The following is a 25,267-nucleotide window of genomic DNA, read 5'->3' on the forward strand; positions in this document are numbered from 1 at the left end:
CGAATCACCGCTTTTTTGCCCGATGGATATCCTGGGGCTTCATAAATAAAGGTCTGAGCGTAAGCCAAGTCACCGGCACGCGGATAAACATATCCTTCCAATCGTGCTGAACAGAGGGGGCAATGGGACTCAGATACGGGATTCCGAAACTATGCAGCCTCATCAAGTGGATACAGATCATGATAAAGGTCAGCACGATCCCATACAGTCCCAAAAAGCTTGCAGCAATCATGATCGCAAAGCGCAGCATTCGAAAAGAAATGCCTGCGCTGTAAGACGGAATGGCAAAGGAGGATATTGCTGTCAGTGCCACGATGATGACCATAATCGGGCTCACGATCCCCGCCTGAACCGCAGCCTCCCCGATCACAAGTCCTCCGACAATACCGATCGTTTGACCTATCGGTTTCGGCAGGCGAATTCCCGCTTCGCGCAGCAATTCCAGTGTAACTTCCATCAGTAAGGCTTCGATCACTGCAGGAAAGGGCACCCCTTCCCGTGAAGCAGCAATCGAGAATACGAGCTTAAACGGGATCATGCCGGGATGGAAAGACAGGATGGCAATATACAGCGCGGGAAGAAACAAGGTAATTCCGATGGCCACAAGACGCAGCAAACGTATCAGCGAACCAATGCTCCATCGTTCGTAATAATCCTCCGGGGAATGTAACAGGGAAATGAAAGTAAACGGAAGCAGAAGCACAAAAGGGGTACCGTCCAGCAAAATCGCTACTTTTCCCTGCAGCAGGGCGGAAGTGACTTTATCCGGTCGCTCGGTATTGAGGATCTGGGGAAACGGCGATAAAAAGCTGTCCTCGATCCATTGCTCCACCGTCCCGGATTCAGGGGCATAGTCGAGATCCAGCGACTTCAGCCGGCGGTTGACTTCTTCGATCAGCTCCGGATTCGTCAATCCTTTAATATAGACGACCGCAAGCGACTGGTTCGATCGCCTGCCGATGGTATGGGGGTCGATCGTCAGATTGGGCTCGCGAATATGTCTTCGCAGCAGGGAGATGTTGGTGTAGATGCTTTCCGTAAATCCTACTCTCGGGCCGCGCACCAGCGCTTCGGTTTGAGGTTCCTCAATGCTCCGTCCCGGCCATTTGCGGGTTTTGATCAGCAGGACCTCTTCCGTACCCTCCAGCATAAGAATCGTATCGCCCGAAAGAATGACCGGAATGACTTCATCCCAGCGTCTCGTTCGGTTGGTGATCTGCAGGGATATCATCCGATTCTCGATTTCATGGAGAACATGCCGCACATCCTTCATGGATGACGCGTATTGCTCCGGGTTATGCTGAATCGGCTGGATAATCTGCTCCTTAATCAACAACTGATCGGATAATCCTTCCAAGCTGACAATGGCTGAGGTATATGAAACGCCCCCAACCTGAAGCACTTTGGTGGTGAGGTCGCTGGGGTCATTGAGCAACAGACTTAATGTTTCCAGGTTTTCCTTTAGGTGCGTTGACAGGAATTCAGGCGTTTGGCCAGGCTGCTTCGTCTTCATGTGACCTCGACTCCTTCAACCATATTCTCCGTTATGATACCCTCTGAAATCCATTTTTATCCGTAACAGAAAAAAGGCTGCTCCTACCCGCTTAACGGATGGAACAGCCTATGAAACAACTTTCTATAATCTAAAACGAGACAAGGTCTCTTTCAGCTCATTCGATACATTCTCAAGCTGTGTTGACAGATTGACCAGCTGACTGCTGACGCTTTGCTGCTCTGTGGAGAGAGAAGCCACCTCTTCCGAAGTTGCGGAGGATTCTTCGGCTACCGCGCTCACATTGCTCATCGCTTCCGAAAGCACATTTTGAGATTCATTCAGCTCATCAATGGAATGCGTGACGGAATCCAAGCGATCGATAAATTCTACCATCTGCTGTTGAACGGATACGAAGATATCGTTCGTTTCCTTAACGGCATCCATCTGACCTTTGAAGAGCGGGTTCGCATCGAGCAGTACCTGCACGGTTTCGTTCATCTCGGCCATGATGCGGTCCGTAATTTGGCTGACCATATCGATGGATTGCCTGGATTGGTCTGCCAACTGGCGGATTTCATCGGCTACGACCATGAAGCCTTTACCGGCTGCTCCGGCACGGGCCGCTTCGATCGTTGCATTCAAGGAGAGGATGTTCGTTTGCTTGGTGATGTTCTGAAGCACATCAAGCACTTTGGCAACCGAAGATGTCGTTTCCTTCAAGCCATCAACCTTATGCATCATCGAGCGGGTCATATCCTCGGTCTGATGGGTCTTATCCAGCAAGTCGCTCAAATGCTTCGTTCCCAGCTCACTGGAGCTTTCTACGTGACGGGCCGATTTGCCCATCTCTTCGTTAGCCGTAACAACGATTTGCATCTGCTTCGAGATGTTGTTGGTCAGATCGCTGCCGCGCTCTGCTTCAACTGCCAGACTGCTGGCTCCGTTCGCAATTTCCTCGGTAGCCACGGCAATTTCTTTGGCCGAAATCGCAGTCTTCTTCGAGGCATCGCTTAATTCTGCAGCCGTTCGAAGCACTTCCTGGGCGGTATTGCTCGTTTGCTGCACGAGTCCGGTAATCTGCTCCATCATATCGTTGAAGCTGGCCGAGAGCTGACCGATTTCGTCCTGGCTCTTATGGTCTGTACGAACATTCAAATTCCCTTTAGCGCCTTCCTTCATCAGCAGGTTCAGCTTGCCTATCGGACGGGCAATCATTCTTACCATCCAAATACCGATCAGAATGGCAAAAATAACGTCGATCGCAGCCACGATCAGCGTGATGACCAGTATGCTGGAGGCATCCTTCGTGAGCTCGCTGGTTTGGACAGAGCCTACGAGCTTCCAATCGTTCGTGCTCAGCGTATTGTAAACCGCCAGTACATTTCTTCCTTCCTCATCCTTCGTTCTTACGTCATCCGTTTTGGTGTCGGCCGGAAACTCTTTCGCAAACGTCCAAGCGGTTTCCGAACCCACGATGGAGGAATCGCTGGAGGAAACAACGATGCCTTCCGGACTGATCAATTGCAGTTGACCGTTCTCGCCAAGGTTAATTCCCTTCAGCTGGGCATCCAGCACCGAGGCGTTCAGTTCAAACATGACGACATACGTAGACGTCAGGTCGTTCATGGAACCCAAGGAGCGGGCAATCGTGAAATACGGAGCACCGCTGTTCTGCATCGTTGGCAGCCACATAATCTTCTTGTCGCCTTCCTTCAGTTCGGCATACCAGCTTTGCTCAAGGACGGTTTTGGAGGATTCCGAGGATTGTCCTGCGGATATGATCTTCTCTCCCTTGGAAGGGATCAAATAAATGGCTCTGATGGCCGAGTCCGACGTAATCTGATTGGATAGTTTATCGCGGATGGTCCGCTCTACCGTAAACGCATCGTACTCGCTTAACTTCTTATCCGTGTACTCGGACAACAACTTCTGCAATTCAATGTCATAGAAGATTTGTCTGCCGGCATTCTCGTACTTATCCAGAATGATGTCGATTTTCTCGGAGGTTTGGATAATCGTCTGCTGATTGCCGTTCGCAGCATTCTTCTCAATCGTGTCCTTTGCCTTGTTGTAAGACAGATACCCCAGGACGATCACAAAAAATACAATGGCTGACAAAAAGATCAGGAACAACCGGATTCCGACGGATTTTGCCGGGTTCATCGGCATCCGGCTTATGGCCGTTCCCATGTTGGAAACGAACGACTTGGCAGTATGTATCCCTGATGATGCCGAAGGCGTTTTCTTTTTCTCTTTGTTTCCCCCGGGCTTCTTGTCCTTTTTCGGTTTCTTATCATGCTGCTCAACTTCTGACATTAGCTGTTCACCTACCACAATCATATTATTAATACGTCGGTCCAATCCCCTGAAACGTATTCGTTACTCTTTATTTCGACAATTGGGGGTGTTTTCCTTTGGGTTTTCGCAAAAAAATAATTCTTAAATCCTAATTTTTTTGTAAACAAAAAGAATCCAAGGTCCATCCACAGACCCGGATTCTCAATTGTGTAGTTCTTAAGAACTGTATTTTATTATCATTTGCGTTTTCGCATCATATCAAAATGACGCACCGGCTGATCCACCTTCATGCGAATGAGCTGAAGGGGATGGCGAGCTGCATCCAGTTCGCTTCCATTCTCATCCTGGATAGGCCCAACCGTCTGCTTAAAGAAGGTCCCTTCCGGCCCGAAAAATTCGATTTGATCCCCCGGCTTAAAGTGGTTCCGCTGCTGGATGACGGCCGTTCCCGAGTGTTCGTCATATTCCATCACCAATCCCGCGAAATCATAAGGCACCGCCTTCTCTTCCGGTTCATAAATATGATCCTCATGGTCCGGCGTATCATAGAAAAATCCAGTATTCAGCGGTCGGTTGGCCGCTTTATTAATTTCCTCGATCCATTCCGGCTTCAATACATAATGGTCAGGGTCGGCCATGTAAGAATCAATCGCCTGTCTATACACATTGACCACGGTCGCAACGTAATGGATCGATTTCATCCGTCCCTCAATCTTGAAGCTGTCGATTCCGACCTCGATCAGATCCGGAATATGCTCCAACATGCAGAGATCCTTCGACCCCATCGTAAACTGATTATCTTCCGGCTGGAACAGCGGGATCTGGGTAACGCCCGGTTTGAACGGGGATGGAGCAGGGGCAGGCTGTTCCATCAGCTGCTGCTCTTCCGACACCCAATGTCCCTGCTCTTCTCGTCCATCCTCGAACAAATCATATTTCCAACGGCAGGATTGGCAGCATCCGCCCCGGTTGGAATCACGGTCCGTAAAATGGTTGGACAATACGCAGCGGCCGGAGAACGAGGAGCACATTGCTCCATGGATAAAGGCTTCGATCTCAATGTCAACATGCTCTTTAATCGCTGCGATTTCCTCCAGGCTTGCCTCCCGTCCCAGTACGACCCGCGGCAATCCTTCGTCCTTCCAGAATTTCACGGCCTGCCAATTGAGCGTGGACTGCTGCGTGCTCAGATGCACTTCAAGTTTAGGCGCAGCGCGCTTGGCAACCTCGATAATCGCCGGATCGGCAGCGATGATCGCTGCAATGCCTGCTTCTTCCAGGCTTCGCAGGTAGGATTCGATGCCTTCGATGTCCTCGTTATGCGCATAAATGTTGGTGGCCACAAACACCTTCGCGCCGTATTTCCTGGCGAATTCCACGCCTTCTTTCATTTCTTCGAAGCTGAAGTTGTCCGCATTCGAACGAAGGCCGTATTTCTGTCCTCCGATATATACCGCATCGGCGCCATAATGCACCGCAAATTTCAGTTTTTCCAAATTACCGGCCGGGGCGAGCAATTCCGGCTTGTCCAGGCGATAGCGTTTGCCTTTGTATTTTGGCTGTGCCATTGCTTCCATGCTGTCCCCTCCTTAATAAACTTGTTCCTTGTAGAAAAATCCAAACGACAATTCGCGTTCCGGATCCTGAATCGCGCGGATTCCGTCCATCCACTCTTCCTGAAATGCATAAGCTGAAGCGTCTGCAGCATAGAGATCGATCGCGTTACGATACGTTCGAATTACAACCTCATTGTAATGGCGCGGCTTCAGCAGGGTCTCCACCTTAAAGCTGTCCACGCCTGCTGCCATCAGCAGATGCAGATCCTCCAGAATGCAGATATCCTCCGAACTCATGATATGGGTGCCATTGATATCCTCATAGATCGGATATTTCTCGTCCTGGCGTTCGGCCTCGATGAGAAACAGGCCTCGCTCTTTGCCCAGGCTGCCGTCATTGACCGGTCTGCCCTGCTGCTGCATGTAACTGTTCACCAGGCGCCGCTTGGAGTGATAGATGTTGGTCATGCCGTGGACCTGGACCTGCGCTTCCAGCTGAAGCTGCGGCTTCATGTCCGTGACTTCGTCCATATTCAATTCACGCGCCAGAATAACCCGGGAGGCGCCTTTGCTTCCCCAGTAATTGGCCGTTGAATAGTTGGTGGCGGTCATTTCCGCATTCCAGTGGAGCTTTACCTGCGGAGCCAAGTCTTTTACGGTGGTTAGCACCGAGGGATCGTTGAATTCCACCGCATCCACTCCGATGTCTCCGATCGCTTTAACATAAGCGGGAAGCTCCGGCAGCAAATCATTGGTCATTAAGTTGTTCAAACTTACGTACACTTTGCTTCCATGCCCGTGAGCAAGCTGCACGACTTGCGCAATTTCGTCCAGGGTCAAACTGCCGGGCAATCTCATGCCGAAGCGGTCTTCGCCGACAAGCAGCGCATCGGCTCCGGCTTCCAAGTAAGCAGCAGCATCGGCCACGGAGCCGGCTGCCGCCAATAATTCAGGTTTGATACTCATGATGATTTCCTCCCTATTAGAGGTTGTTCAACAAGCCTCTTTCATGCCGTAGGGTTGAGGCGTCGCCTGCCTGCCGCAATCGGACTTGCTGAACACGTCATATTATTGTTGTGCCATCTTTTTGCTGGCCTCGATGTTTTTTAAATGCTCTTTGTACGTTTTGGCAAAGAGATGCTCCTGCGTACCGTCCTTCTTCGTCACATAGAACAAATAATCGGATTTCTCCGGGTTCAGGGCTGCCTGAATGGATTCCAGGCTCGGGCTCGAGATAGGCCCCGGCGGAAGTCCCTTTTGACGATAAGTGTTATACGGGCTCTCGACCTCCAGGTCGGCGTAAAGCAGCCGCTCCTTCGGCTTATCTAACAGATATTGAACGGTCGCATCGATTTCAAGCCTCATATCCTCGTCCAGCCGGTTATAAATCACGCCGGCTACCAGGGCGCGCTCCTGGTCCGCAACCACTTCCCGCTCCACCAGCGAAGCGATGGTCATGAGCTCATGGAACGTCACGCCTCGCGCCTCCAGCTGGCTCTCCCAATCCGGAATTTCAGCCAAACGCTTCTCGGTTTCCTTCAGCATGGTCTCTGCGATCCCTTTTGCCGTTAGATCCTTCTTCGGCAGTTCATAGGTCGCCGGGAATAAGTAGCCCTCCAGATGATGCCTCAGATTTGCTTCTGCGGGAATCTCTTCCGCTATGGGCACATTCCAGCCGGATGGCTGATCCACAACCTCCAGGAACTCCTTCTCGTCGATGCCGCTCTCGCGAGCGATGGTTTCCGCCATCTGAAGGATCGTATATCCTTCGGGGATCGTGAAACGGACCATTTCCTCAGGCTTCACTTCGCCGTTGTTCATCTTGGATAACAGCTCCTGGAAGGGAGTGCCCGGCGTTGCTTCATAGGTGCCCGCCATGAGACGGCTGCCTTCGCCGCTAAGCTTCAGATAACCTTTAAGTATGAGAGCATTTTTGATCAGTCCCTTTTCCTCAAGCAGATCGGCGATAGAGGATGTGCTCATGCCGGACTCCACGGAGAATTCGACGGGAGTTTCCGAGCTCTGAACGGGTTGCAAACCATTCCATACGTAGAATACGGCCCCGCCTGCAATGAGGATCAGAACCAATGCTGCTATTGCCAGTTTCTTCAATCTACTCATCCCTTCACACCAAAAGGGGCGGACAGCTCCGCCCCTTCCTGAACTTTCATTTGAAAATTAAGCATGTGCCCTGCAGGAGGGAACTTAGTCCTCGTCTCCCTCGGGAAACGTCAGCTCATCGTAGAGCTCGGACACATTCTCCCATTCCTCGTCGTCATCAATGGTGGCCAGCTCCAATCCGCCATCCGCATTCTTCACGATCCGGAGAACCTCGTACTCCTCATCGGTGCGGTCCGGCTGAACCAGAATGGCATATCCTTGACCATCCACTTCAAATTCGGCGGCAATATCATAAACCTCGAGATGGCCTTTATCGTCCTCAAGCTCAACACTCTCACCGAATGCTTCCTTAAGGGCTTGGGTCCATACGATATTCTCAACCGAAAAATCAGACATCATTCGTCTCTCCCGTCCAGCTCTTCCACGAGCGTATTGAAGGTTTCTTCAACAATGGCCCATTCTTCATCGTCTTCGATCATAAACAATTTCAGGTCTTCTCCGTCTTCCTCATAACGGAAGGCGTAAACCTCGTCGGTCTCTTCTTCTGCAGACTCCCTTGGTACGACCATCATATATTTGGCATCCGAGCCATCCACTTCGAATTTCATGATGACTTCGAACTCTTCCTCGTTGCCTTCATCGTCGGGAATATAAATAATTTCCGGTTCTTCTTCCATACCAATATGCTCATTAGCCATTGTAATCACCCTCACCTTTACCTTTTAGAATCCAAGTAGTTTTGCAAAATCAAGCTTGCCGCCATTTTATCTACAACCTGTTTTCGCTTCTTTCGGCTGACATCGGCTTCAAGCAATGTCCTTTCAGCGGATACTGTTGATAGCCGTTCATCCCAAAGGTGAACGGGTAAGGATAGGGACTCTCGCAACGTGTTTGCGAATTCCATGCAGATTTCGCCCCGCGGACCAATCGTGCCGTTCATATTCTTAGGCAGGCCGACCACAATCTCGCCGACCTCGTTGTCTTTGACGAGTGCGGCAATTCTGTCCAGCTCGCCTTCGTCGCGGCGGCGTTCGATAACTTCAACCCCTTGGGCCGTCCATCCGAACGCGTCGCTGATGGCAACACCGATTCTGCGGTCCCCGTAATCTAATCCCATGATCTTCTTCATCCCTGTGTGCTCCTAACGGTGACTGGCTAAGTAGAACCGGACCAGTTCTTCAATCAATTCATCTCGCTCTTTTTTCCGGATCAAACTTCTGGCATTATTGTGCCGAGGTATATAAGCGGGATCCCCGGACAAAAGATACCCTACGATTTGGTTAATCGGATTGTACTCCTTCTCTACCAGCGAATCGTATACCGAAAGTAGAATGTCCTGGGCGGAAGCCTCCTTTTCATCACCTTTTACATTGAACTTGACTGTCTTATCCATGGAGTCCATGTGTGACACACCTCGCTTCTTCAAAGAACATGTTTACCATGCTTCGTCGAATAAATATTTACCAGCTTGATCTAGTTATATCATAACATAATCCTAAGTCTCTACGGAAATCCAAAGCGAAATATTTAGAGAGTGTTCCAAAAAATTCGGGATTGTGTACAGCAAATGCCGCTTCCCGCTTACGGTCGCCTGCCGTACACAATCTGGACAAATCATGTTTACACGCCCCGGGCTACGAGGTCCTCCGCATGCTGCAGCGCCTGGGCAAGCTTGGAAGCATCTTTGCCCCCGGCTTGGGCCATATCCGGACGGCCTCCGCCGCCCCCGCCGCATACCGATGCGACTTCCTTAACCAGCTTGCCGGCATGATAGCCCTGCTTCACCAGCTCCTGCGGAACCGCTACGACGAAATTCACCTTGTCGCCTGCTTTGGAGCCGAGCACAAGAATGGTCTCGGGCAGCTTGCCCTTCAATTCGTCAGCGATGCCGCGGAGTCCGTCCATGCTGCCGGCCTGTACTTCGGCTGCCAGCAGCGACGTGTTGCCGACCTGCTTCACTTTGTCGGTCAGCTGGCTGGCTTCAATGGCTCCCAGCTTCCCTTGCAGGGACTCGTTCTCCCGGGCAAGATCCTTCACCTGTTGGTTCAGGCCTTCGATCCGCTTCGGCACGTCCGCAAGATTGCTCTTCAGCAAGCCGGCAGCCTGCTTGAGCAGGTCCATTTGGCCCTCCAGGTGCTCATAAGCGTAACGTCCCGTTACGGCTTCAATGCGGCGAACGCCGGAGCCGATGCCGCTCTCGCCAAGCAGCTTGAAGATTCCGATCTGGGACGTGTTGTCCACATGGCATCCGCCGCACAGCTCGATGCTGTAATCCCCGACCTGAACGACACGGACGATATCGCCGTATTTCTCGCCGAACAAGGCCATGGCGCCCATCGCCTTCGCTTCATCAATGGCCTTGCGCTCGATAACGACCGGAACGCTCTTCCATACCTGTTCATTCACGCGGCGCTCAATATCGGCCAGTTCCTCCTGCGTAATGCTGCCGAAGTGGGAGAAGTCGAAACGCAGACGCTGCGGTTCGACAAGGGAACCTGCCTGATTGACATGATCGCCAAGCACTTCCTTCAACGCTTTATGCAAAAGGTGAGTCGCTGTATGGTTCTTGACGATGTCATTGCGCATAGCCGAGTCGACCTGCGCCTTGACCGTATCGCCCACTTTGAGCTCGCCGAGCTCGACGGTTACGAAATGCACATGCTGTCCATGCGGAGCCTTGAAGAGGCCTTCCACTCGGGCACGCACGGATCCGCCTTCCAACATCCCCTGATCGCTGACCTGGCCGCCGCTTTCCGCATAGAACGGGGTAACGTCCAGAATGACCTGACAGGTCTCGCCTTCACTGACGCTGTCCGCAAAGCTGTCACCGGACACAATGGCGAGCACTTTCGCCTCGCTGACGGTGTCATTATATCCAACAAATTCACTTTTAACCGTATAATCGGAAAGAACGCCGCCTTGGACCTTCATGCTTTCCGTTTCATGACGGGCTGCGCGCGCACGGTCACGCTGTTCCTTCATCGCGGCATCAAAGCCCTCGCGGTCCACGGTCAATCCGTGTTCGGACGCATAATCCTCCGTTAAATCAAACGGGAAGCCGTACGTATCGTACAATTTGAACGCGTCGCTGCCGCTGATGACGGATTTGCCCTGCTTTTTCGCTTCGGCGCTGACGTCAGCCAGGATGTTCAAGCCGTCCGAGAGCGTTTTATGGAACTGTTCTTCTTCCGTCGCAATGACCTTCTCGATAAAGGCGCGCTTCTCAACGACCTCTGGGTAGTATACTCCCATAATATCGCCTACGGTTCCGGTCAAAGTATACATGAACGGTTTGTCCAGTCCGAGCACCTTTCCGTAACGAACCGCGCGGCGGAGCAAACGACGGATGACATAGCCGCGGCCTTCGTTGGAAGGCAGCACGCCATCGCCTACCGCGAATGCAACCGTACGGATGTGGTCTGCAATGACTTTCAAAGCGATATCGTATTCCGTCTTCTCGTTGTATTTTACGCCGGCAAGTTCTGCCGTCTTCTGAATGATCGGCTGGAACAGGTCGGTATCGAAATTGGAAGCCACGTTTTGCAGAATGGAAGCAAAGCGCTCCAGACCTGCGCCCGTATCGATGTTCTTGTTCGGAAGCGGTGTATAGCTGCCGTCCTTGTTGTGGTTGAACTGGGAGAACACGAGGTTCCATACTTCAAGCCAGCGTTCGTTCTCGCCGCCGGGGAACATTTCGGATTCGGGTGCCTCCGTGTCGTATCCTTCGCCGCGGTCATAGAAAATCTCGGTGCAAGGTCCGCATGGTCCTTCGCCGATATCCCAGAAGTTATCCTGCAGCTTGATGATGCGCTCCTTCGGGAGACCGATTTTCTCGTTCCACAGTTTATAGGCCTCCTCGTCCTCCGGATACACGGTTACGGACAGCTTCTCCGGATCGAAGCCGATCCACTTTTTGTCCGTCAGGAATTCCCAGGCCCAGGTGATCACTTCTTCTTTAAAATAGTCGCCGATGGAGAAGTTGCCCAGCATTTCGAAGAATGTATGGTGCCGGCGGGTCTTGCCGACATTCTCGATATCGTTGGTACGAATGCATTTCTGCGAGTTGGCAATTCTCGGATTTTCCGGCTTCACGCGCCCGTCGAAGTAAGGCTTGAGCGGAGCCATGCCTGCATTAATCCAGAGCAGGGACGGGTCATTATGCGGTACAAGCGATGCACTCGGTTCAATATTGTGGCCTTTCTCTGCAAAAAACTCTAGCCATTTGGAACGGATCTCACTAGCTTTCATCTCTACACTTCCTTCAGTCATAATATAGGGACACAATCATCTGTATCCGAACACAAAAAACGCCCCTGAATATAATTCAGGGACGAATGTTCTCGCGGTACCACCCTGGTTATCGTCCATTCATCCTCCAGCATGTCTTCCTTGGATAACGAATACGACGATCGCCTCGTAACAGCTTGATAACGGGAGCCGCCCGGTGAATTTTGAATCACACTCGAAAATTAGCATTCGGCTAGGGACGCTTCCAGGTTCTCGCAGCCAGCCGGAAATTCTCCGGGCAGGAACCTGTTCTCTGGGCAAGGTGCACAAAGCCTACTCGATTTTGTCATCGATTTTAACGGTTATAGGTTTATCATTTCAAGTATATATAGGGGGAATCCATCTGTCAATGCATGAACATGCCTGGTTATCGGCCGAAGGGGTCAACCGGATTTCTTCCTGACATAATAAGCGAAAACATGCTGCAGCAGCACTTTGATGACGGCAAAGACCGGTACGGCCAGAATCAGACCCACGGTTCCTGCCACCTGTCCGCCGACAAGGAGCGCAAATATGATCAGAAGCGGATGCATATGCAGCTTCTTGCCGACCACTTGCGGCGAGATGACATTGCTCTCCAGCGTCTGGCAGACCATATTGACCACCGCCACCAGCAGCACCATCCTCCAGGAAATCGTGGATGCCATCACAAGCGCAGGAGCTGCCCCGAGAAAGGGGCCTAGATACGGGATGATGTTAAACACCGCCACGATGCTGGCCAGCAGCAGCGCGTACGGCATGCCCACGATCATGTACCCCACGTAAGCGAGAACGCCGATGATCAAGCATACCAGAAATTGTCCGCGGACATAATTCCCGAGGGCCGTGTCGATCTCTTTCAGCAGCGTGACGATCGACTTCCGGCGGCTCCGCGGCAGATAGGATACGGCGGTTCGCTGGAACACCTCAAAATCTTTTAATATGTAGAAGATCAGGAACGGAACAATTAACACATTAAACAGGATGTTGATGGTGTTGCCGATATTGTCCATGAAATCCGAAATTCCACCGGCCAGCCTCGACTCCATCTGCAGGAACCAGCTGTTGACGCCTGTCCTTACTCCCGGGGGCAGCAGCCTGCTGTCCAGATTGGTCATCAGGCTTTGGGCGTTCATCGATAATTCAGGCAAGTGCTCGTTGAGCTCCTCCAGCTGCCGGATCAGCATCGGAATCATATTGATCAGAATGACGGCCAGCGAAGTCAGGAAGACGGCATAAATGAGCAGCACCGCAATGCTCCGCGGAACTTTGCGGTCAGAGAGCGTGCATACAATCGGATTCAACACATACGATATGATCATGGCAACCAAAAATGGCGCCAGGACGGCCTTAAGAAAGCGATAGACATCCAGAAACAGCGGGCGCAGCAGCCAGACAAAATAAAGGGAGATGAGTCCAAGCATCAACCAAACCAACAACCGAAACCATTTGTTCTCGGTCAGCTGTTCCACACAGGCACCCTCCTTTTTTCGAAAGCTACCCTGTAGTATATGTACAAGCTTCCAGAAATAAACTAACATTTCCGCCGGCCAAAATGAAAAAGACTCCTGCTACTCAGCCGCACGGGCCTTAAGCAAGGAGTCGTTGATCTTACGCTATGTACGCGTTCTTCAGGAAGACGCGTGCATCTGAGGAAAATCCGGCTGCATGTCATCGCCGAAGAACAAATCATCCAGCGAGCTGAGCGTGCCGTCCTCTTCTACCTGGTATACGGACATTTTCTCTCCGTTAACCGTCAATTCGATAAAGCAACCCCAGCAATAAAACTGGTGGGAGCCGATTTTTCCGATATCTTTGGAACTACAGTTTGGACATTTCATCCTACCTCACCCTATCCGTTCACAGAATTAATGGCTTTTTCCAGACGCTGTTCGCTCATCGGGGGTACCATGACGGCACTCTCGCCGATAGCCATTTCCGCTGTGCAAGGCAGCCATTTGCGACCTTCGATCAAATCCGAGACAAATCCATCGGATATTTCCAACCCTAGTATTGTATTGCCCTGTTCCTGCTCAAAATAAACATCCGATATACGACCGAGCAGGACACCATCCTCTGTCAGGACCTGCATCTCTTTCAATTTGCGCTTGCCCAAAAGGTACGTAAGCGGTATATCGTTGGCGCCCAATTTGCGGACAGCCTCTTGGCTCCGGATCATGACGGCATCTTCCCCGTAGGCTACGATATCTTCCCATGAGACGCTTTTCACATGAGAGGAAAACAAAGCCTTGCCTTCAAGCTCCAATCCGGTAATCAACCAGTTCTCATCTAGTATAAAATCGTGGATTTTGCCGATTTCCTTACCGTTCTCCACGTCGAATACAGCCAGTCCGATCATTTCTTGAAGTTTCATAACCGTGGACACCTCCTCATCCTTCATGGTTTGAAATCAACCGCGGTTCCCAAAAAACGCTGACCGACGGGCAATTTCCAAGGATGAAATGGACGAACGCATACCCCCTATTCCGTAGAAGGAGAAATCCCTTAACATCTATTTACGTAACCGATTAAGGATGGTTCCAATTTTTTGGGCAGTGTACTCCATTTCTTGAGTAGTATTACCCAAACCGAAACTAAAACGAATCGCGGAGCGCAAAACAGGGTCAGAAAGTTTCATTGCTCGGAGTACATGGGATATTTCCAGGGATCCCGACGTACAAGCCGAGCCGCTTGCCGCCGCAATTCCTTCCATATCGAGGTTCATCAGCATCGTCTCCGTATTGGCACCGGGAAAGCTGATATTCAGGATGTGAGGTAGGTGATGTTCCGGGTTTCCATTGATCACAAAAGAATTCTCGCCAATCTCCTGACGAAGCCCGTCAAGGAGGGTCGATCTCAGTTCGCGATAATGCTGGATTCGCGTCTCCATATTCTGCACGGTCCATTCCACTGCCGCAGCAAAACCGGCGATTCCGGCCATATTCTCTGTCCCGGCCCGGCGCTTCTTCTCCTGCAGCCCTCCGAACAGACGGGGAGATACGCTGAGTCCCCTGCGGACGACCAAAGCGCCTACGCCCTGCGGCCCGTTGATCTTGTGGGCGGAAAAGCTCCACATATCCACCGGCAGCTCGCGGCAGTTGATCGCCTCCGAGCCCAATGCCTGAACGGCATCGGTATGGAATACGATTCCTCGGCTCCGGCATAACTCGCCGATTTCGGCGATCGGCTGAACGGTGCCTACTTCATTGTTGCCGTACATGATGGTCACCAGCGCCGTGTTGTCCTGAATCGCGCCCGCAATGTCCTCTACAGAAACACGCCCTGTAGGGTCCACCGGGACATAGGTAACCTGGCAGCCCCGCCGTTCCAGCTCATGGCAAGTGTGGAGCACCGCATGGTGCTCCACCGCTGACGTAATCACATGTCTGCCTTCCACGCCCAAGGACTCCAGCAGTCCCAGAACAGCCAGGTTATCGCTTTCGGTCCCGCCTGCAGTAAACACCAGCTCGTCCGAATGGCATCCCAACAAAGACGCTATTCGATCACGCGCCCCGTTCACGATCTTCTTCGCTTCCCGTCCAAAAGCATGGACGCTCGAAGCATTGCCGTATTGGCTCGTCATGACATTCATCATCCGCTCCGCGACCTCCGGATGAACCGGGGTTGATGCGGCATGATCCAAGTATACTGATTTCATCTCCGTCGTCACCCTTAAATGTAAAACATATAGTTGTCTGCAGCAGACTGTTCATGGTAATTGATCAGATAGTCCAGCGTCGTGGAATCCAGCACTTCAGCGATGCTGTCGCGGATCCGGAGCCAGAGGTCACGCTTCGCCGGATCGTCCTCTTCCGTAAAATCGACGGGGGATATCGGCCCTTCCAGAACGCGGATGACGTCCCCTGCCGTGATGGATGCCGGGTCCCGGGAAAGGATATATCCGCCGTATGCACCGCGGATGCTCTTAACCAAGCCCGCATTCCGCAGCGGCGCGATCAGCTGCTCAAGATAATGTTCCGAGAGCTGGTTCTTCTCGGCTATGCTCTTCAGCGAAGTCGGCCCTTCGCCGAACTTGGCGGCCAGCTCCATCATAATCGTTAATCCGTATCTTCCTTTTGTTGATATCTTCAAAGGTGACACCTCTTTCGGTAATTTGTATATTATGTCCATCCTGTACATGAGTTGTAGGTGGCGGGCGAGCGATAAATACGTCGTAATCCATGAGTAAAGCAGCTTATCCTGTATTTTTCTCCGTATTCCGATCATTACCCTCAGCTTATCGTAACATATCCTGGACCCCAATGGGTAATATTCCAGCTGGAAACTCGAAAAATGTTCACCCTGAGTGGACAAAATGAAGCGTGTGAACCTTGTTCCAATATGTTAAAATACCTCCATGGGCACAATTCAATATGAAAATGGTGATAACGATGTCAAAAGAAAAACATAACACTCGTATCGTTGTCGGCATGTCGGGAGGAGTCGACTCCTCCGTAACAGCGCTCCTGCTCAAACAGCAGGGCTATGAAGTGATCGGCATCTTTATGAAAAACTGGGATGATACCGATGAGCTTGGCTACTGCACAGCCGAAGCGGACGCTGAAGACGTGCGCCGCGTGTGCGAGCAGCTCGACATTCCCTACTATACCGTCAATTTCGAGAAGGAATACTTCGATAAAGTATTTTCCTATTTCCTCGATGAATATAAAGCCGGGAGAACGCCGAACCCCGATGTCATGTGCAACCGCGAGATCAAATTCGGCGAATTTCTGAACAAGGCCATGGACCTGGGAGCCGACTACGTCGCTACCGGCCATTACGCCCGCGTCATCGAGGAGGACGGACAGTACCGGCTGCTGCGGGGTGTGGACAGCAACAAAGACCAAACCTACTTCCTCAATGCGCTGAGCCAAGAGCAGCTTGCCAAGGCGATGTTCCCGATCGGGCATCTGCCGAAACCGGAAGTCCGCCGACTTGCTGAGGAGGCCGGGCTGTATACTGCCAAGAAAAAAGACAGCACCGGCGTTTGCTTCATCGGCGAGCGGAATTTCAAGGAGTTCCTTGGACAATACCTTCCCGCCCAATCCGGCGATATGGTGGACATTGTCACCGGTGAAGTAAAGGGCCGCCATGACGGCTTGATGTACTACACGCTGGGGCAACGCCAAGGCCTCGGGATCGGCGGATCCGGCTCCGGGGAGCCTTGGTTCGTAGCCGACAAAGATTTGACCAACAATATTTTGTACGTAGTTCAAGGCGATCATCCGAGCTTGTATTCGACCGGACTCGTTGCCTCCGGAATAAATTGGATTGCAGGACAAGACGCTATGCCCAAAGACGCCTACACCTGCACCGCCAAATTCCGCTACCGTCAGCCGGACCAGGAAGTAACCATAACCCCGCGCGAAGACGGAACCGTTCATGTCGCGTTTGCGAAGCCGCAAAAAGCGATCACGCCGGGACAAGCCGTCGTCTTCTATCAAGGGGACGAATGCCTTGGCGGGGGAACGATCGAAACGGCGGATAAAGTTCCTTATTAATCCGCTGAATGATACGCGAAGAGCACACGCTTGATACGGAAGTTCCGTAAAGCGTGTGCTCTTTTTTTTGCGTGCTAGCGAAGAATATACTCCACGGCAATTCCCTGCTCCATGCTGGCGGCTACATCGATGAAACGCTGATTCGAGCTGCCCCTGAAAGGAAGCGAGACATCCCTGCGCTCCAACTCGAATTTGCCGTCAACGATGACGTCGCACAGCAGGGCCAATTCGCGCAGCTTCGGCTGCCTCAGCAGCGCTTCGAAGGTGAACCCCGTATAGGCCCATACGTTTTTTGCGGGACAGAGGGTCCTGAGACTGCGTACGAATGCCGCACATTCTTCCGGGGAGAAGAAGGGGTCTCCACCGCATAAGGTCACGCCATCCAGCAAAGGATTGTCCAGGATATCCTGCAGTATCGCCGCTGACATTTCTTCGGTAAAGGGCTCCCCCGCTTCAAAGTCCCAGGAATCCGTATTAAAACATCCGGCGCAGGCATGGCGGCAGCCGCTCACGAATAGAACCGCACGAAGTCCGGGGCCTTCATTGATGCTCTCGGGGATGTATCCGCACACATTCACAAATGCTTCACCCGATCCCGAACCTCGGCCTGCTTGGCCGAATTGAAGCGCTCCGTATAATTGCCCGTTAAATATCCCGTTACCCTCCGCAGCCGCTGGAAGTTTCCATCCGTCTCCAAAGCGCCGCATCCAGGGCACGCACTTCCGATAATGCCTTCGTAGTTGCATGCCGGGCACCGGTCGACGGGATGGTTAACGGAGAAATATCCGATGTTCTGCTGCAGGGCAAACTGCACGATGTCCCGGAAAGCAGCCGTATTCTGCCTTGCGTTGCCGTCCAGCTCCACATACGAAATCGCTCCGGCGTTGCACGGCTCATGGAAAGGAGCTTCGGAACGGATTTTGCGGTAGGCGGCCATCGGATAGTACACGGGTATATGAAAAGAATTCGTGTAATATTCGCGGTCAGTCACACCCTCGATCACCCCGAAGGTCTGCCGGTCAAGCTTCGTGAATTTCCCGGATAACCCTTCTGCAGGCGTGGCAAACAGCGTGATGTTCAGGTTATACCTTTCACCGGCTGCATCGCAAAACCGGCGCATATGCCGGATGATCTCGATCCCCAGCCCTCGGCTGTCCTCATCCTCGCCGTGATGCCGTCCGGTCAACGCCTTCAGGCATTCGGCCAGCCCGATAAATCCAAGCGCCAGGGTGCCGTGCTTGATCAGTTCGCGCACCTTATCCTCCGGCGCCAGCGCCTCGCCGCCTTCCCACACGCCCTCCCGCATCATGAAATCGGACGCTTTGGCCGGTTGGTCGGCCTGCAGCTCGTAACGGTGAATCAAGCCCTCCACCGCAATTCTCATATAATGATCCAGCTGTTGATAGAAACGGTTCAGGTCCGGCACTTCCCGCTTTCCTTGAACGATGCCATGTTCAATCCCGAGCCGGACCAAATTGATCGTATTAAAGGACAGGTTGCCCTTGCCGCTTAGGCGGTTTCGCCCAAAGCGATCCGAAATCGTGCGGGTCCTGCAGCCCATGGTGGCAATAATCGTGTCCGGGTCGCCCGGGTTATAATAGACGAGATTAAACGACGCGTCCACGTTGACGAAATTCGGATAGAGCCTGCGGCTGGAGCACTCGACGGCTTTCAGGAACAGGTCGTAATTCGGCTCGCCTTCCGCCTGGTTGACCCCCTGCTTGCACTGGAAAATATGCTGCGGAAATATCGGCGTCTCTCCCCCGCCGAGCCCCTTCATCGTGGCATCCAGCAGGGCGTGGGACACCAGCCTTCCTTCGGTTGACGTGCACATGCCGTAATTCAACGAAGTGAAAGGAATTTGTCCGCCGGCCCGGCTGCTCATCGTATTCAAATTATGGATCAAGGATTCCGCGGCCTGCTTTGTTTCATTCACCGTTTCATGATAGGCATAATGGTATATTCGCGGATATGTGTCCTTCAGCTGCTCATTGTCTATGTATATTTCGTGATCCTCAAGAGCTCGTTCATACGGCCGATCCGCTCCCAGCCCCGCTTCTCCGAAGTAGGCCAGCCCTTTGCGAAAATGCCGACGAAACGATTTGCCGACATACGGCGCGAGATCCCAATCGATTTTGCTGCCGGACACGCCGCCGAATTGGCTGTTCTGCTGGGATTGAAAGATGATGGCTACCAGCGCCATGGCGGTCATGATGCTCTGCGGCGGCCTGACCGATCCGTTACCGGTATTGAAGCCCTTGGCCAGCAACCGGCCGAACGGGATGAAGATGCAGTTCGTCGTTCCCAGCGCATACTGGTCCAGGTCATGAACGTATACATACCCATCCCTCACCGCTCTCGTGAGCTCTGTCGGCAGGATGAATTTGCTTGCCATCCATTTGGCGTATTCGGAGCCGATCCGGCTCATTTTTCCGCTGAAGGATTCCCCGTTCAGATTCGCGTTCTCCCGCAGCAGGTCCAAATCGGTTACCCCGATCACATCCCTGCTGATCTTATAAAGCTCTCCCCGCCGCATCCGCTCCAGATCGCGGGCCTCCCTGTAATGTTGATAGGCAGCTGCTACTTCGGGATAACCCGTGCTTTGCAAATGCTCCACAACGAAATCTTGAATCTCCTCCACGCTAACCTGGTCCATCCCCGCAGTGGCATGGGCAACCTCATCTCCAATCCGCAACGAAGCATCCTTGCGGGAAACACCCTCTACCGCCATAAAAGCTTTATCCACCGCCTCCACGATTCGGATCGTCTCAAATTTTACCAGGCATCCGTCTCTCTTCATGACCTTCATGAATAGGAACAACTCCTCTTCTTCATATCGTTAACACACTATATATAGTTTTATTTTATCAATTTACATCCATATATAGTTTAGTGCTGTGATATAGGTCACGATGGTCGGTCTTTAAAATCGAATAGGGCTGCACTTACGCGTAACCCCGAAGGGGATAGTGCCCTACAAAAAAAGGCACCTCGGGCGATCCTTGGATCACCATCGGGTACCTTCTTGTTTGACCGATAACAATTTAACTTTCCACAGGCGGCATCGGGGTTGGCGTCGGCTTGGCATAGCCGGTGCTGTATTTCTCGTCGATCGCGGTCCGGATATCCGTTAAGCTCATACCCTCGCTGCTCATTTTGGCAGATTCCACGGCAATGTCCAAACACACCCCGCAGCGGGTGCCGTGATCGTCCCACACCACCGTGCCGTCCTCCTGAATCTCATCGATAAAACAGTTCAGGTTGCTCTCATGACCGGCACTTTCCCCGCAGCCGCAGTAACAAGGAATGTATTTCAGGACATCACTCACCTGCGCGGACAAAGCATAAATCGTTTGGAGCTCGCTGGTCTGGCTCTTCAAAAAGGTCGGCAGCTCATCGATCGAAGACGTCGCCTCCTGGATATCCCCGTTGGACAGCTGCGTCTGATGTCCGTGCTCATGCGCCGCCTCGGCTGCCTGTCCACCAACGACCTGCTCCTGGGCGCTTTTTCCCGAACAGCCGCTCAGCATAAGGCCGGCGGACAGCAGCAGGATGACAAACCGTTGTTTCCCTGTTTTCATCATTCATTTCCTCCATTTAATTAAGCTAGCGGCCGTAAATCCCGTTATCGCCTTACGACCCTATTCTTCGCGTCGTAATCGCTGGTTGTGGGCGATCTTGGCTTCGTTCCCCTGCTCCGTGGCCTGATAGAACACCCGGCGGGAGAGCTCCTTCGGCAAATACTCCTGCTTCACGTAATGGCCCGGATAATCGTGCGGGTACTTGTAGCCCACATGTCCCAGCTTAACCGCCCCCGAGTAATGCGCATCGCGCAGATGCAGCGGAACCTCCGCCGATTTCACTTCATCCATGGCGGACATCGCGCGGGATATGGCGGATACAACGCCATCGGATTTCGGGCTCTCCACGGCGAACAGGATCGCCTGGGCGATATTCAGCTTAGCTTCCGGCCAGCCGTTGTTCCGGTAGGCATCCAATGCGCTTACCGCCTGCACCATGGCTTGGGGATTGGCCAGCCCGATATCCTCGCTGCTGGCAGCAATCAGGCGGCGGATGAACACCATCGGGTCCATGCCGAGCTTTTCGACTGCATACAAAAACCAGAACAGCGCTGCATCGCTGGAGCCCCGAATGCTCTTGTGAAAGGCGGACAGCACATCATACTGCGTGGACTCGTCCGCACGCACGGTAGGCCGGCGAATCGATTCCTCCGCCACCTCCAGCGTGATATGGACCGTACCGCTTGCGTCCGGCGGCGTCGTCATCGCGGCCAGCTCCAGCGCATTGAGTGCACGCCGGATATCCCCGTTCGCCATGGCTGCAATGTGCTCCAGCGCTTCCTCATCGGCCTTGAGATCCATGAACCCAAGACCCTTTTCCTGATCGATCAGCGCGCGCCGCATCGCGATCATGGAATGGTCCTTGGTCAGCGGCTGAAGCTGAAACAAAGTGGACCGGCTCATTAGAGCCCCGTTGACATAATGAAAGGGGTTCTCGGTCGTCGCGCCGATAAATATGATGGTGCCGTTCTCCACGGCAGGCAGCAGGGCATCCTGTCTTGAGCTGTTGAAGCGGTGCACCTCATCCAAAAACAGGATCGTTTTGGTCCCGTACAGGCTGCGGTTGCTCTGGGCTTGTTCAATGACTTCCCTAACGTCCTTGACCGTGGCTTCCACCGCGTTCAGCCGAACGAAATGCCCCTTCGTTTGCTGGGATATGATATGCGCAAGCGTTGTTTTGCCGCATCCCGGCGGGCCGTACAATAAAATCGACGAGACCTGGTCTGCCTCTATGGCCCGCCGGAGCAGTTTGCCCGGTCCGATAATATGCTCTTGTCCTATATATTCATCCAGCGACGAAGGGCGCATCCGATCGGCCAGCAGCCGGGAGTCCCGGTCCCCTTCACGCCCGATACTGAATAAATCCATGGCTACACTTCCTTGTCTGATATCGATGCAAAAATAAGTCGTTTCCATTCAATCCATCACGCTCTATCATATCATATTCGAATTCGCCGTGCCTGCGCTGCGGCAACTTCCTGTCCTACGCTTCATTCGTCCCATGGCTCGGATATTGCATTTTATTTTGATCATATCCAACTTTTATCGAACCGGAAGCGTTTCATATAATAGGGAAGCGTTTGAAAAGCCTGATCTGGGGAGAATGTGATGACGACTCGCAAAAAATCCGTACGCAAATTGTATAACGCGGTGATCCATATGACGTTCAGTATACTGGGGCTCTACCTTCATGCCAGCACCTATCATCTTTTGCAAGAAACATTCGGCCCCGGTTACCTCGACGATGAGAGACTGGCGATGAACCTGCTGTATGCCGTTCTTATCCTGCAGTTCCTGCTCGGCTTGTACGTCTTCATACGTTCAGCCATCATGCTTTACGAGTACAGGCAGGGAATCCGGGGTGAGGATGACGACGAGGTCTTGTTATGAAGCGTGTCGCTTAACCACTATCCACGAAGGGAGACTATGGAATTGAAACGAAAGCCTATGCGAAAAATGACCCTCTTCATCCTTCTGGCCGCTGCCTGTTCCATCCTTGCTGTCTGGACTTTGATCCGGTTTATCGAAAATCTGGGCTCCTCCTACCAAATGCTTGGTTAACCCCCTAGCAAGCCCCTGCACAACAAAAAAAGTCCCGCAGAGGCTAACACATGCTGCCATGTGAATCCCTGCGGGACTTCCGACTCTCTCTATTGACATTCCGGGAGCCGACAGCCGCTGCGCAATTGCACGATTAGTCCGCCGGCCAACCGCTCGCCATGATCTCTGAATTCTCTGCCATGATATACGAAGGCAGCGGCTCCCCGTGCAGCAGCCACAGCTCATGCAGTGCACGCGTACAGCCTACATACATTAGCTTGGCATCCCAAGCTTTCTCCGCGTAATGCGCCCGGTCCGCATCCGCCACCACAACGGCATCGAACTCAAGCCCTTTGGACAAGTACACGGGGAGCACGGAATATCCGCCCTGATACGTTCCTTTGCTGCCATCGATCAGATTCAACATCGGCCAGGACGGGCTTAACTCCTCATGCAGCTCTTTCGCTTCCCGCAAGGTGCGGGTGAGAATGGCTACCGTCCGGTATTCCTTGGCAATGAGCGCCCCCATGGCCCGCTCCAAATCCTTCCTTCTGGCGTTCGCGGCATCATAAGGAATGAGGCGGACGGCATCGCCGCTACGGAATACGGGCACGGCGAGCAGGTCGCTTGCGACCCCCTTCTCCAGTATCCCATTGGCAAATTCAATGATCTCCATCGTGGAACGGTAACTGCGCGTCAGCGCAAAATAAGCCGTTTCCTCTTCCTTGAACAGGGAGCTCATTTCTTCCCATGCGTGCACGCCGCGATACGCATGAATGCCCTGCGACAGATCGCCTAGTATGGTGAAGGAATGTCCTCTTACGAACAGATCCAGCACAGCCACCTGAAACGGAGAGAAGTCCTGGGCTTCATCGATGACGATGTGGTCAAACCGCTGCTCTGAGGAAATATCGTTCAGCAAGCAGTGAAAATACAGCAGGGCAGGCAAATCCTCTTCCCGGACCACATTCTTCTTCAGATCTTTGCGCGTTGCGGCCAGTACCTCCGGCGGAATAAGAGCGGAGAGCTCTTCGACCCAGGAGCCGGCCGCCTTGACCGCTCCAAACAATTGCTTATATAGGGAAATCGGCTCAAATTTCGGCCAGCGATTGGCATAAGCTTTTTCGCGTTGTGCCGCTTTTTTCTTCCGTTCTTTCATCACGGCCGCCGATGGCGATTTCTTCAGCTCCATCTCGACCCAGCGATGCAATCTGGCGAGCAGCCGTTCCTTTCGTTTCGCCAGCGGATAGGGCTTATATTCCTGGTAAAACCATTCCGCAATCGTCTCCTGCTTCAGGATGGCTCCATCCCATGGAGAGAAATCCCCGTCCGGAAGGGCCTCTGCTTCGATGTACTCCACGCACCGCCGCACGATATCCATCAGCCTTAAGGAGCCTTTATAGCGCCCGCTCACATTATCGTCGATATCCGGCGTCCCTTGGCCCGGTTCCGTCTCGAACCACTGATGAAGCGTCTGCGCATGATCCTCCGAGGACAGCTGAATATCAAGCAGCTTCGCCGCCCAATCGCCAAAGGTCCGCTGCTGAATATCGCCAACTCCGAGCTCGGGCAGCACATCGGATATGTAATCCAGGAACATGAGGTTTGGCGCGAATATGATCATTTTCTCGGCCGTTACCTGCTCCTTGTACTGGTAGAGCAAATAAGCCAGCCGATGCAGCGCCACCGTCGTTTTTCCGCTTCCCGCCACCCCTTGGATGATGAGGGCGGTGTTCTTGGCCGCCCGGATGATTTTATCCTGCTCCGCTTGGATCGTGGACACGATATCCCGCAGCCGGTTATCCTTGTTCTCACCGAGACGGTAGACCAAAAACTCATCGGATACGGCAGGTCCGCCGCTTTCCCGATTGTACGTGTCCGATACCCGCTCCAAAATTTGCTTGCGGATCACGACGTTTCGTTTTAAATACACAAGCCCCTCGATGATTCCTTCGGGCGCTTCGAATGAAGCCGGATCGGTACCGCCCGTAAAGGAGTAGAATAGACTCGCGACCGGAGCCCGCCAATCAATCACCATCGGGTGATCACCAGCGTCCGCCTTGTCGAAGCCTATCTTCCCGATGTAGAGCGGTTTCTTCGCCCCCGTTCCGTTCTCTTGAAAATCCAGCCTTCCGAAATAAGGCTCCGGCAAGCTTTTGGCGAGGGCCTGCCGTTTCTCTTCCCGGCCTGCCTCGAGCACCTGCTCCGTAAAATCATGGCCCGTGTATACCGGAATACCGCGCAGCCGTTCAAGCTGACGGTCAATTTCAACGATAACCTCGTTTAGCCTTGACTCTTCTTCTTGATAGGCACTTTGAAAAGATTCTGACACTTTCAGTTACCTCCTAAGAACATATTTTTTCGTATCGAAGTCTGGCTTTAGGGCCGTGACACAAAAAGGAGTTCCAT

The 25,267-nt window shown here is 52.7% G+C and carries 22 protein-coding genes; 2 read left to right on the plus strand and 20 right to left on the minus strand.

Annotation, left to right across the window (positions count from 1 at the left end; genetic code table 11):
* Positions 1–4: 4 nt before the first annotated feature.
* The 15 genes from RB297_RS18530 to cymR form a co-directional block, all read right to left on the minus strand.
* Positions 5–1,513 (minus strand): spore germination protein, encoded by a 1,509-nt coding sequence (locus RB297_RS18530; protein WP_375121099.1) that lies wholly within the window; start codon positions 1,511–1,513, stop codon positions 5–7.
* Between the two features lie 123 nt (positions 1,514–1,636).
* A complete protein-coding gene (locus tag RB297_RS18535) occupies positions 1,637–3,811 on the minus strand; it encodes a methyl-accepting chemotaxis protein (protein WP_009592774.1) in 2,175 nt (724 codons plus the stop codon).
* Positions 3,812–4,029: 218 nt separating this feature from the next.
* Positions 4,030–5,370 (minus strand): peptidase U32 family protein, encoded by a 1,341-nt coding sequence (locus tag RB297_RS18540; protein ID WP_375121100.1) that lies wholly within the window; start codon positions 5,368–5,370, stop codon positions 4,030–4,032.
* A gap of 12 nt (positions 5,371–5,382) precedes the next feature.
* Positions 5,383–6,315 carry a peptidase U32 family protein gene (locus RB297_RS18545; protein ID WP_375121101.1) on the minus strand — a complete coding sequence of 311 codons (933 nt, stop codon included), beginning with the start codon at positions 6,313–6,315 and terminating at the stop codon, positions 5,383–5,385.
* Between the two features lie 102 nt (positions 6,316–6,417).
* Complete coding sequence (gene mltG, locus RB297_RS18550) at positions 6,418–7,461, minus strand: endolytic transglycosylase MltG (RefSeq protein WP_375121123.1); 1,044 nt, start codon at positions 7,459–7,461, stop codon at positions 6,418–6,420.
* A gap of 93 nt (positions 7,462–7,554) precedes the next feature.
* On the minus strand, positions 7,555–7,866 hold the full coding sequence (locus RB297_RS18555; RefSeq protein ID WP_175320776.1) for a DUF1292 domain-containing protein: 312 nt from the start codon (positions 7,864–7,866) through the stop codon (positions 7,555–7,557).
* Positions 7,866–8,168 (minus strand): DUF1292 domain-containing protein, encoded by a 303-nt coding sequence (locus RB297_RS18560; RefSeq protein ID WP_015734061.1) that lies wholly within the window; start codon positions 8,166–8,168, stop codon positions 7,866–7,868. The genes RB297_RS18555 and RB297_RS18560 overlap by 1 nt, the downstream gene beginning before the upstream one ends.
* Positions 8,169–8,185: 17 nt before the next feature.
* The gene (ruvX, locus tag RB297_RS18565; protein WP_015734060.1) at positions 8,186–8,599 is read right to left on the minus strand and encodes a Holliday junction resolvase RuvX; all 414 of its coding nucleotides are present in this window, start codon (positions 8,597–8,599) and stop codon (positions 8,186–8,188) included.
* 12 nt (positions 8,600–8,611) lie between these two features.
* Positions 8,612–8,872: an IreB family regulatory phosphoprotein gene (locus tag RB297_RS18570; protein ID WP_006208869.1), complete on the minus strand. Its 261-nt coding sequence runs from the start codon at positions 8,870–8,872 to the stop codon at positions 8,612–8,614.
* A 218-nt stretch (positions 8,873–9,090) separates the two neighbouring features.
* A complete protein-coding gene (gene alaS, locus RB297_RS18575; RefSeq protein WP_096772946.1) occupies positions 9,091–11,718 on the minus strand; it encodes an alanine--tRNA ligase in 2,628 nt (875 codons plus the stop codon).
* A 422-nt stretch (positions 11,719–12,140) separates the two neighbouring features.
* The gene (locus RB297_RS18580; RefSeq protein ID WP_009592785.1) at positions 12,141–13,208 is read right to left on the minus strand and encodes an AI-2E family transporter; all 1,068 of its coding nucleotides are present in this window, start codon (positions 13,206–13,208) and stop codon (positions 12,141–12,143) included.
* A gap of 159 nt (positions 13,209–13,367) precedes the next feature.
* Positions 13,368–13,577 (minus strand): hypothetical protein, encoded by a 210-nt coding sequence (locus tag RB297_RS18585; RefSeq protein WP_015734058.1) that lies wholly within the window; start codon positions 13,575–13,577, stop codon positions 13,368–13,370.
* An 11-nt stretch (positions 13,578–13,588) separates the two neighbouring features.
* A complete protein-coding gene (locus tag RB297_RS18590; protein ID WP_009592754.1) occupies positions 13,589–14,110 on the minus strand; it encodes a PRC-barrel domain-containing protein in 522 nt (173 codons plus the stop codon).
* Between the two features lie 138 nt (positions 14,111–14,248).
* Positions 14,249–15,394: a cysteine desulfurase family protein gene (locus RB297_RS18595; RefSeq protein WP_096772945.1), complete on the minus strand. Its 1,146-nt coding sequence runs from the start codon at positions 15,392–15,394 to the stop codon at positions 14,249–14,251.
* 14 nt (positions 15,395–15,408) lie between these two features.
* The gene (gene cymR, locus RB297_RS18600; protein ID WP_015734056.1) at positions 15,409–15,828 is read right to left on the minus strand and encodes a cysteine metabolism transcriptional regulator CymR; all 420 of its coding nucleotides are present in this window, start codon (positions 15,826–15,828) and stop codon (positions 15,409–15,411) included.
* Between the two features lie 299 nt (positions 15,829–16,127).
* Here cymR and mnmA point away from each other — a divergent pair, with 299 nt between their 5' ends.
* A complete protein-coding gene (mnmA, locus tag RB297_RS18605; protein ID WP_186326400.1) occupies positions 16,128–17,237 on the plus strand; it encodes a tRNA 2-thiouridine(34) synthase MnmA in 1,110 nt (369 codons plus the stop codon).
* A gap of 74 nt (positions 17,238–17,311) precedes the next feature.
* Here the strand turns inward: mnmA and nrdG are convergent, their stop codons facing one another.
* The 4 genes from nrdG to RB297_RS18625 all read right to left on the minus strand — a co-directional run bounded on the left by nrdG (position 17,312) and on the right by RB297_RS18625 (position 22,186).
* The gene (gene nrdG, locus RB297_RS18610; RefSeq protein WP_375121102.1) at positions 17,312–17,815 is read right to left on the minus strand and encodes an anaerobic ribonucleoside-triphosphate reductase activating protein; all 504 of its coding nucleotides are present in this window, start codon (positions 17,813–17,815) and stop codon (positions 17,312–17,314) included.
* Positions 17,812–20,046, minus strand: coding sequence for an anaerobic ribonucleoside triphosphate reductase (locus RB297_RS18615; RefSeq protein ID WP_375121103.1), 2,235 nt, complete (start codon positions 20,044–20,046; stop codon positions 17,812–17,814). The genes nrdG and RB297_RS18615 overlap by 4 nt, the downstream gene beginning before the upstream one ends.
* A 235-nt stretch (positions 20,047–20,281) precedes the next feature.
* Positions 20,282–20,821: a PCYCGC domain-containing protein gene (locus RB297_RS18620; RefSeq protein ID WP_192569304.1), complete on the minus strand. Its 540-nt coding sequence runs from the start codon at positions 20,819–20,821 to the stop codon at positions 20,282–20,284.
* Between the two features lie 57 nt (positions 20,822–20,878).
* Positions 20,879–22,186 carry a replication-associated recombination protein A gene (locus tag RB297_RS18625; RefSeq protein ID WP_213577306.1) on the minus strand — a complete coding sequence of 436 codons (1,308 nt, stop codon included), beginning with the start codon at positions 22,184–22,186 and terminating at the stop codon, positions 20,879–20,881.
* A gap of 240 nt (positions 22,187–22,426) precedes the next feature.
* Between RB297_RS18625 and RB297_RS18630 the strand changes: the two genes are divergently transcribed.
* Positions 22,427–22,708 (plus strand): hypothetical protein, encoded by a 282-nt coding sequence (locus RB297_RS18630; RefSeq protein WP_192569306.1) that lies wholly within the window; start codon positions 22,427–22,429, stop codon positions 22,706–22,708.
* 304 nt (positions 22,709–23,012) lie between these two features.
* Here RB297_RS18630 and RB297_RS18635 read toward each other — a convergent pair whose 3' ends face one another.
* On the minus strand, positions 23,013–25,190 hold the full coding sequence (locus RB297_RS18635) for a HelD family protein (protein ID WP_277748311.1): 2,178 nt from the start codon (positions 25,188–25,190) through the stop codon (positions 23,013–23,015).
* Positions 25,191–25,267: the final 77 nt, after the last annotated feature.

Source organism: Paenibacillus sp. CR_12 (assembly GCF_041953985.1).
GTDB classification, from domain to species: Bacteria; Bacillota; Bacilli; order Paenibacillales; family Paenibacillaceae; genus Paenibacillus_AQ; species Paenibacillus_AQ lautus_A.

Excerpts from the sequence above, each read along its gene's own strand:
- RB297_RS18545 (WP_375121101.1), bottom strand. The coding sequence starts at position 6,315 with ATGAGTATCAAACCTGAATTATTGGCGGCAGCCGGCTCCGTGGCCGAT.
- RB297_RS18570 (WP_006208869.1), bottom strand. The coding sequence starts at position 8,872 with ATGGACTCCATGGATAAGACAGTCAAGTTCAATGTAAAAGGTGATGAA.
- alaS (WP_096772946.1), bottom strand. The coding sequence starts at position 11,718 with ATGAAAGCTAGTGAGATCCGTTCCAAATGGCTAGAGTTTTTTGCAGAG.
- mnmA (WP_186326400.1), top strand. The coding sequence starts at position 16,128 with ATGTCAAAAGAAAAACATAACACTCGTATCGTTGTCGGCATGTCGGGA.
- RB297_RS18540 (WP_375121100.1), bottom strand. The coding sequence starts at position 5,370 with ATGGAAGCAATGGCACAGCCAAAATACAAAGGCAAACGCTATCGCCTG.
- RB297_RS18615 (WP_375121103.1), bottom strand. The coding sequence starts at position 20,046 with ATGAAGGTCATGAAGAGAGACGGATGCCTGGTAAAATTTGAGACGATC.
- RB297_RS18585 (WP_015734058.1), bottom strand. The coding sequence starts at position 13,577 with ATGAAATGTCCAAACTGTAGTTCCAAAGATATCGGAAAAATCGGCTCC.
- RB297_RS18590 (WP_009592754.1), bottom strand. The coding sequence starts at position 14,110 with ATGAAACTTCAAGAAATGATCGGACTGGCTGTATTCGACGTGGAGAAC.
- RB297_RS18555 (WP_175320776.1), bottom strand. The coding sequence starts at position 7,866 with ATGTCTGATTTTTCGGTTGAGAATATCGTATGGACCCAAGCCCTTAAG.
- ruvX (WP_015734060.1), bottom strand. The coding sequence starts at position 8,599 with ATGAAGAAGATCATGGGATTAGATTACGGGGACCGCAGAATCGGTGTT.
- RB297_RS18620 (WP_192569304.1), bottom strand. The coding sequence starts at position 20,821 with ATGATGAAAACAGGGAAACAACGGTTTGTCATCCTGCTGCTGTCCGCC.
- RB297_RS18530 (WP_375121099.1), bottom strand. The coding sequence starts at position 1,513 with ATGAAGACGAAGCAGCCTGGCCAAACGCCTGAATTCCTGTCAACGCAC.
- RB297_RS18560 (WP_015734061.1), bottom strand. The coding sequence starts at position 8,168 with ATGGCTAATGAGCATATTGGTATGGAAGAAGAACCGGAAATTATTTAT.
- RB297_RS18630 (WP_192569306.1), top strand. The coding sequence starts at position 22,427 with ATGACGACTCGCAAAAAATCCGTACGCAAATTGTATAACGCGGTGATC.
- RB297_RS18595 (WP_096772945.1), bottom strand. The coding sequence starts at position 15,394 with ATGAAATCAGTATACTTGGATCATGCCGCATCAACCCCGGTTCATCCG.
- RB297_RS18625 (WP_213577306.1), bottom strand. The coding sequence starts at position 22,186 with ATGGATTTATTCAGTATCGGGCGTGAAGGGGACCGGGACTCCCGGCTG.
- RB297_RS18535 (WP_009592774.1), bottom strand. The coding sequence starts at position 3,811 with ATGTCAGAAGTTGAGCAGCATGATAAGAAACCGAAAAAGGACAAGAAG.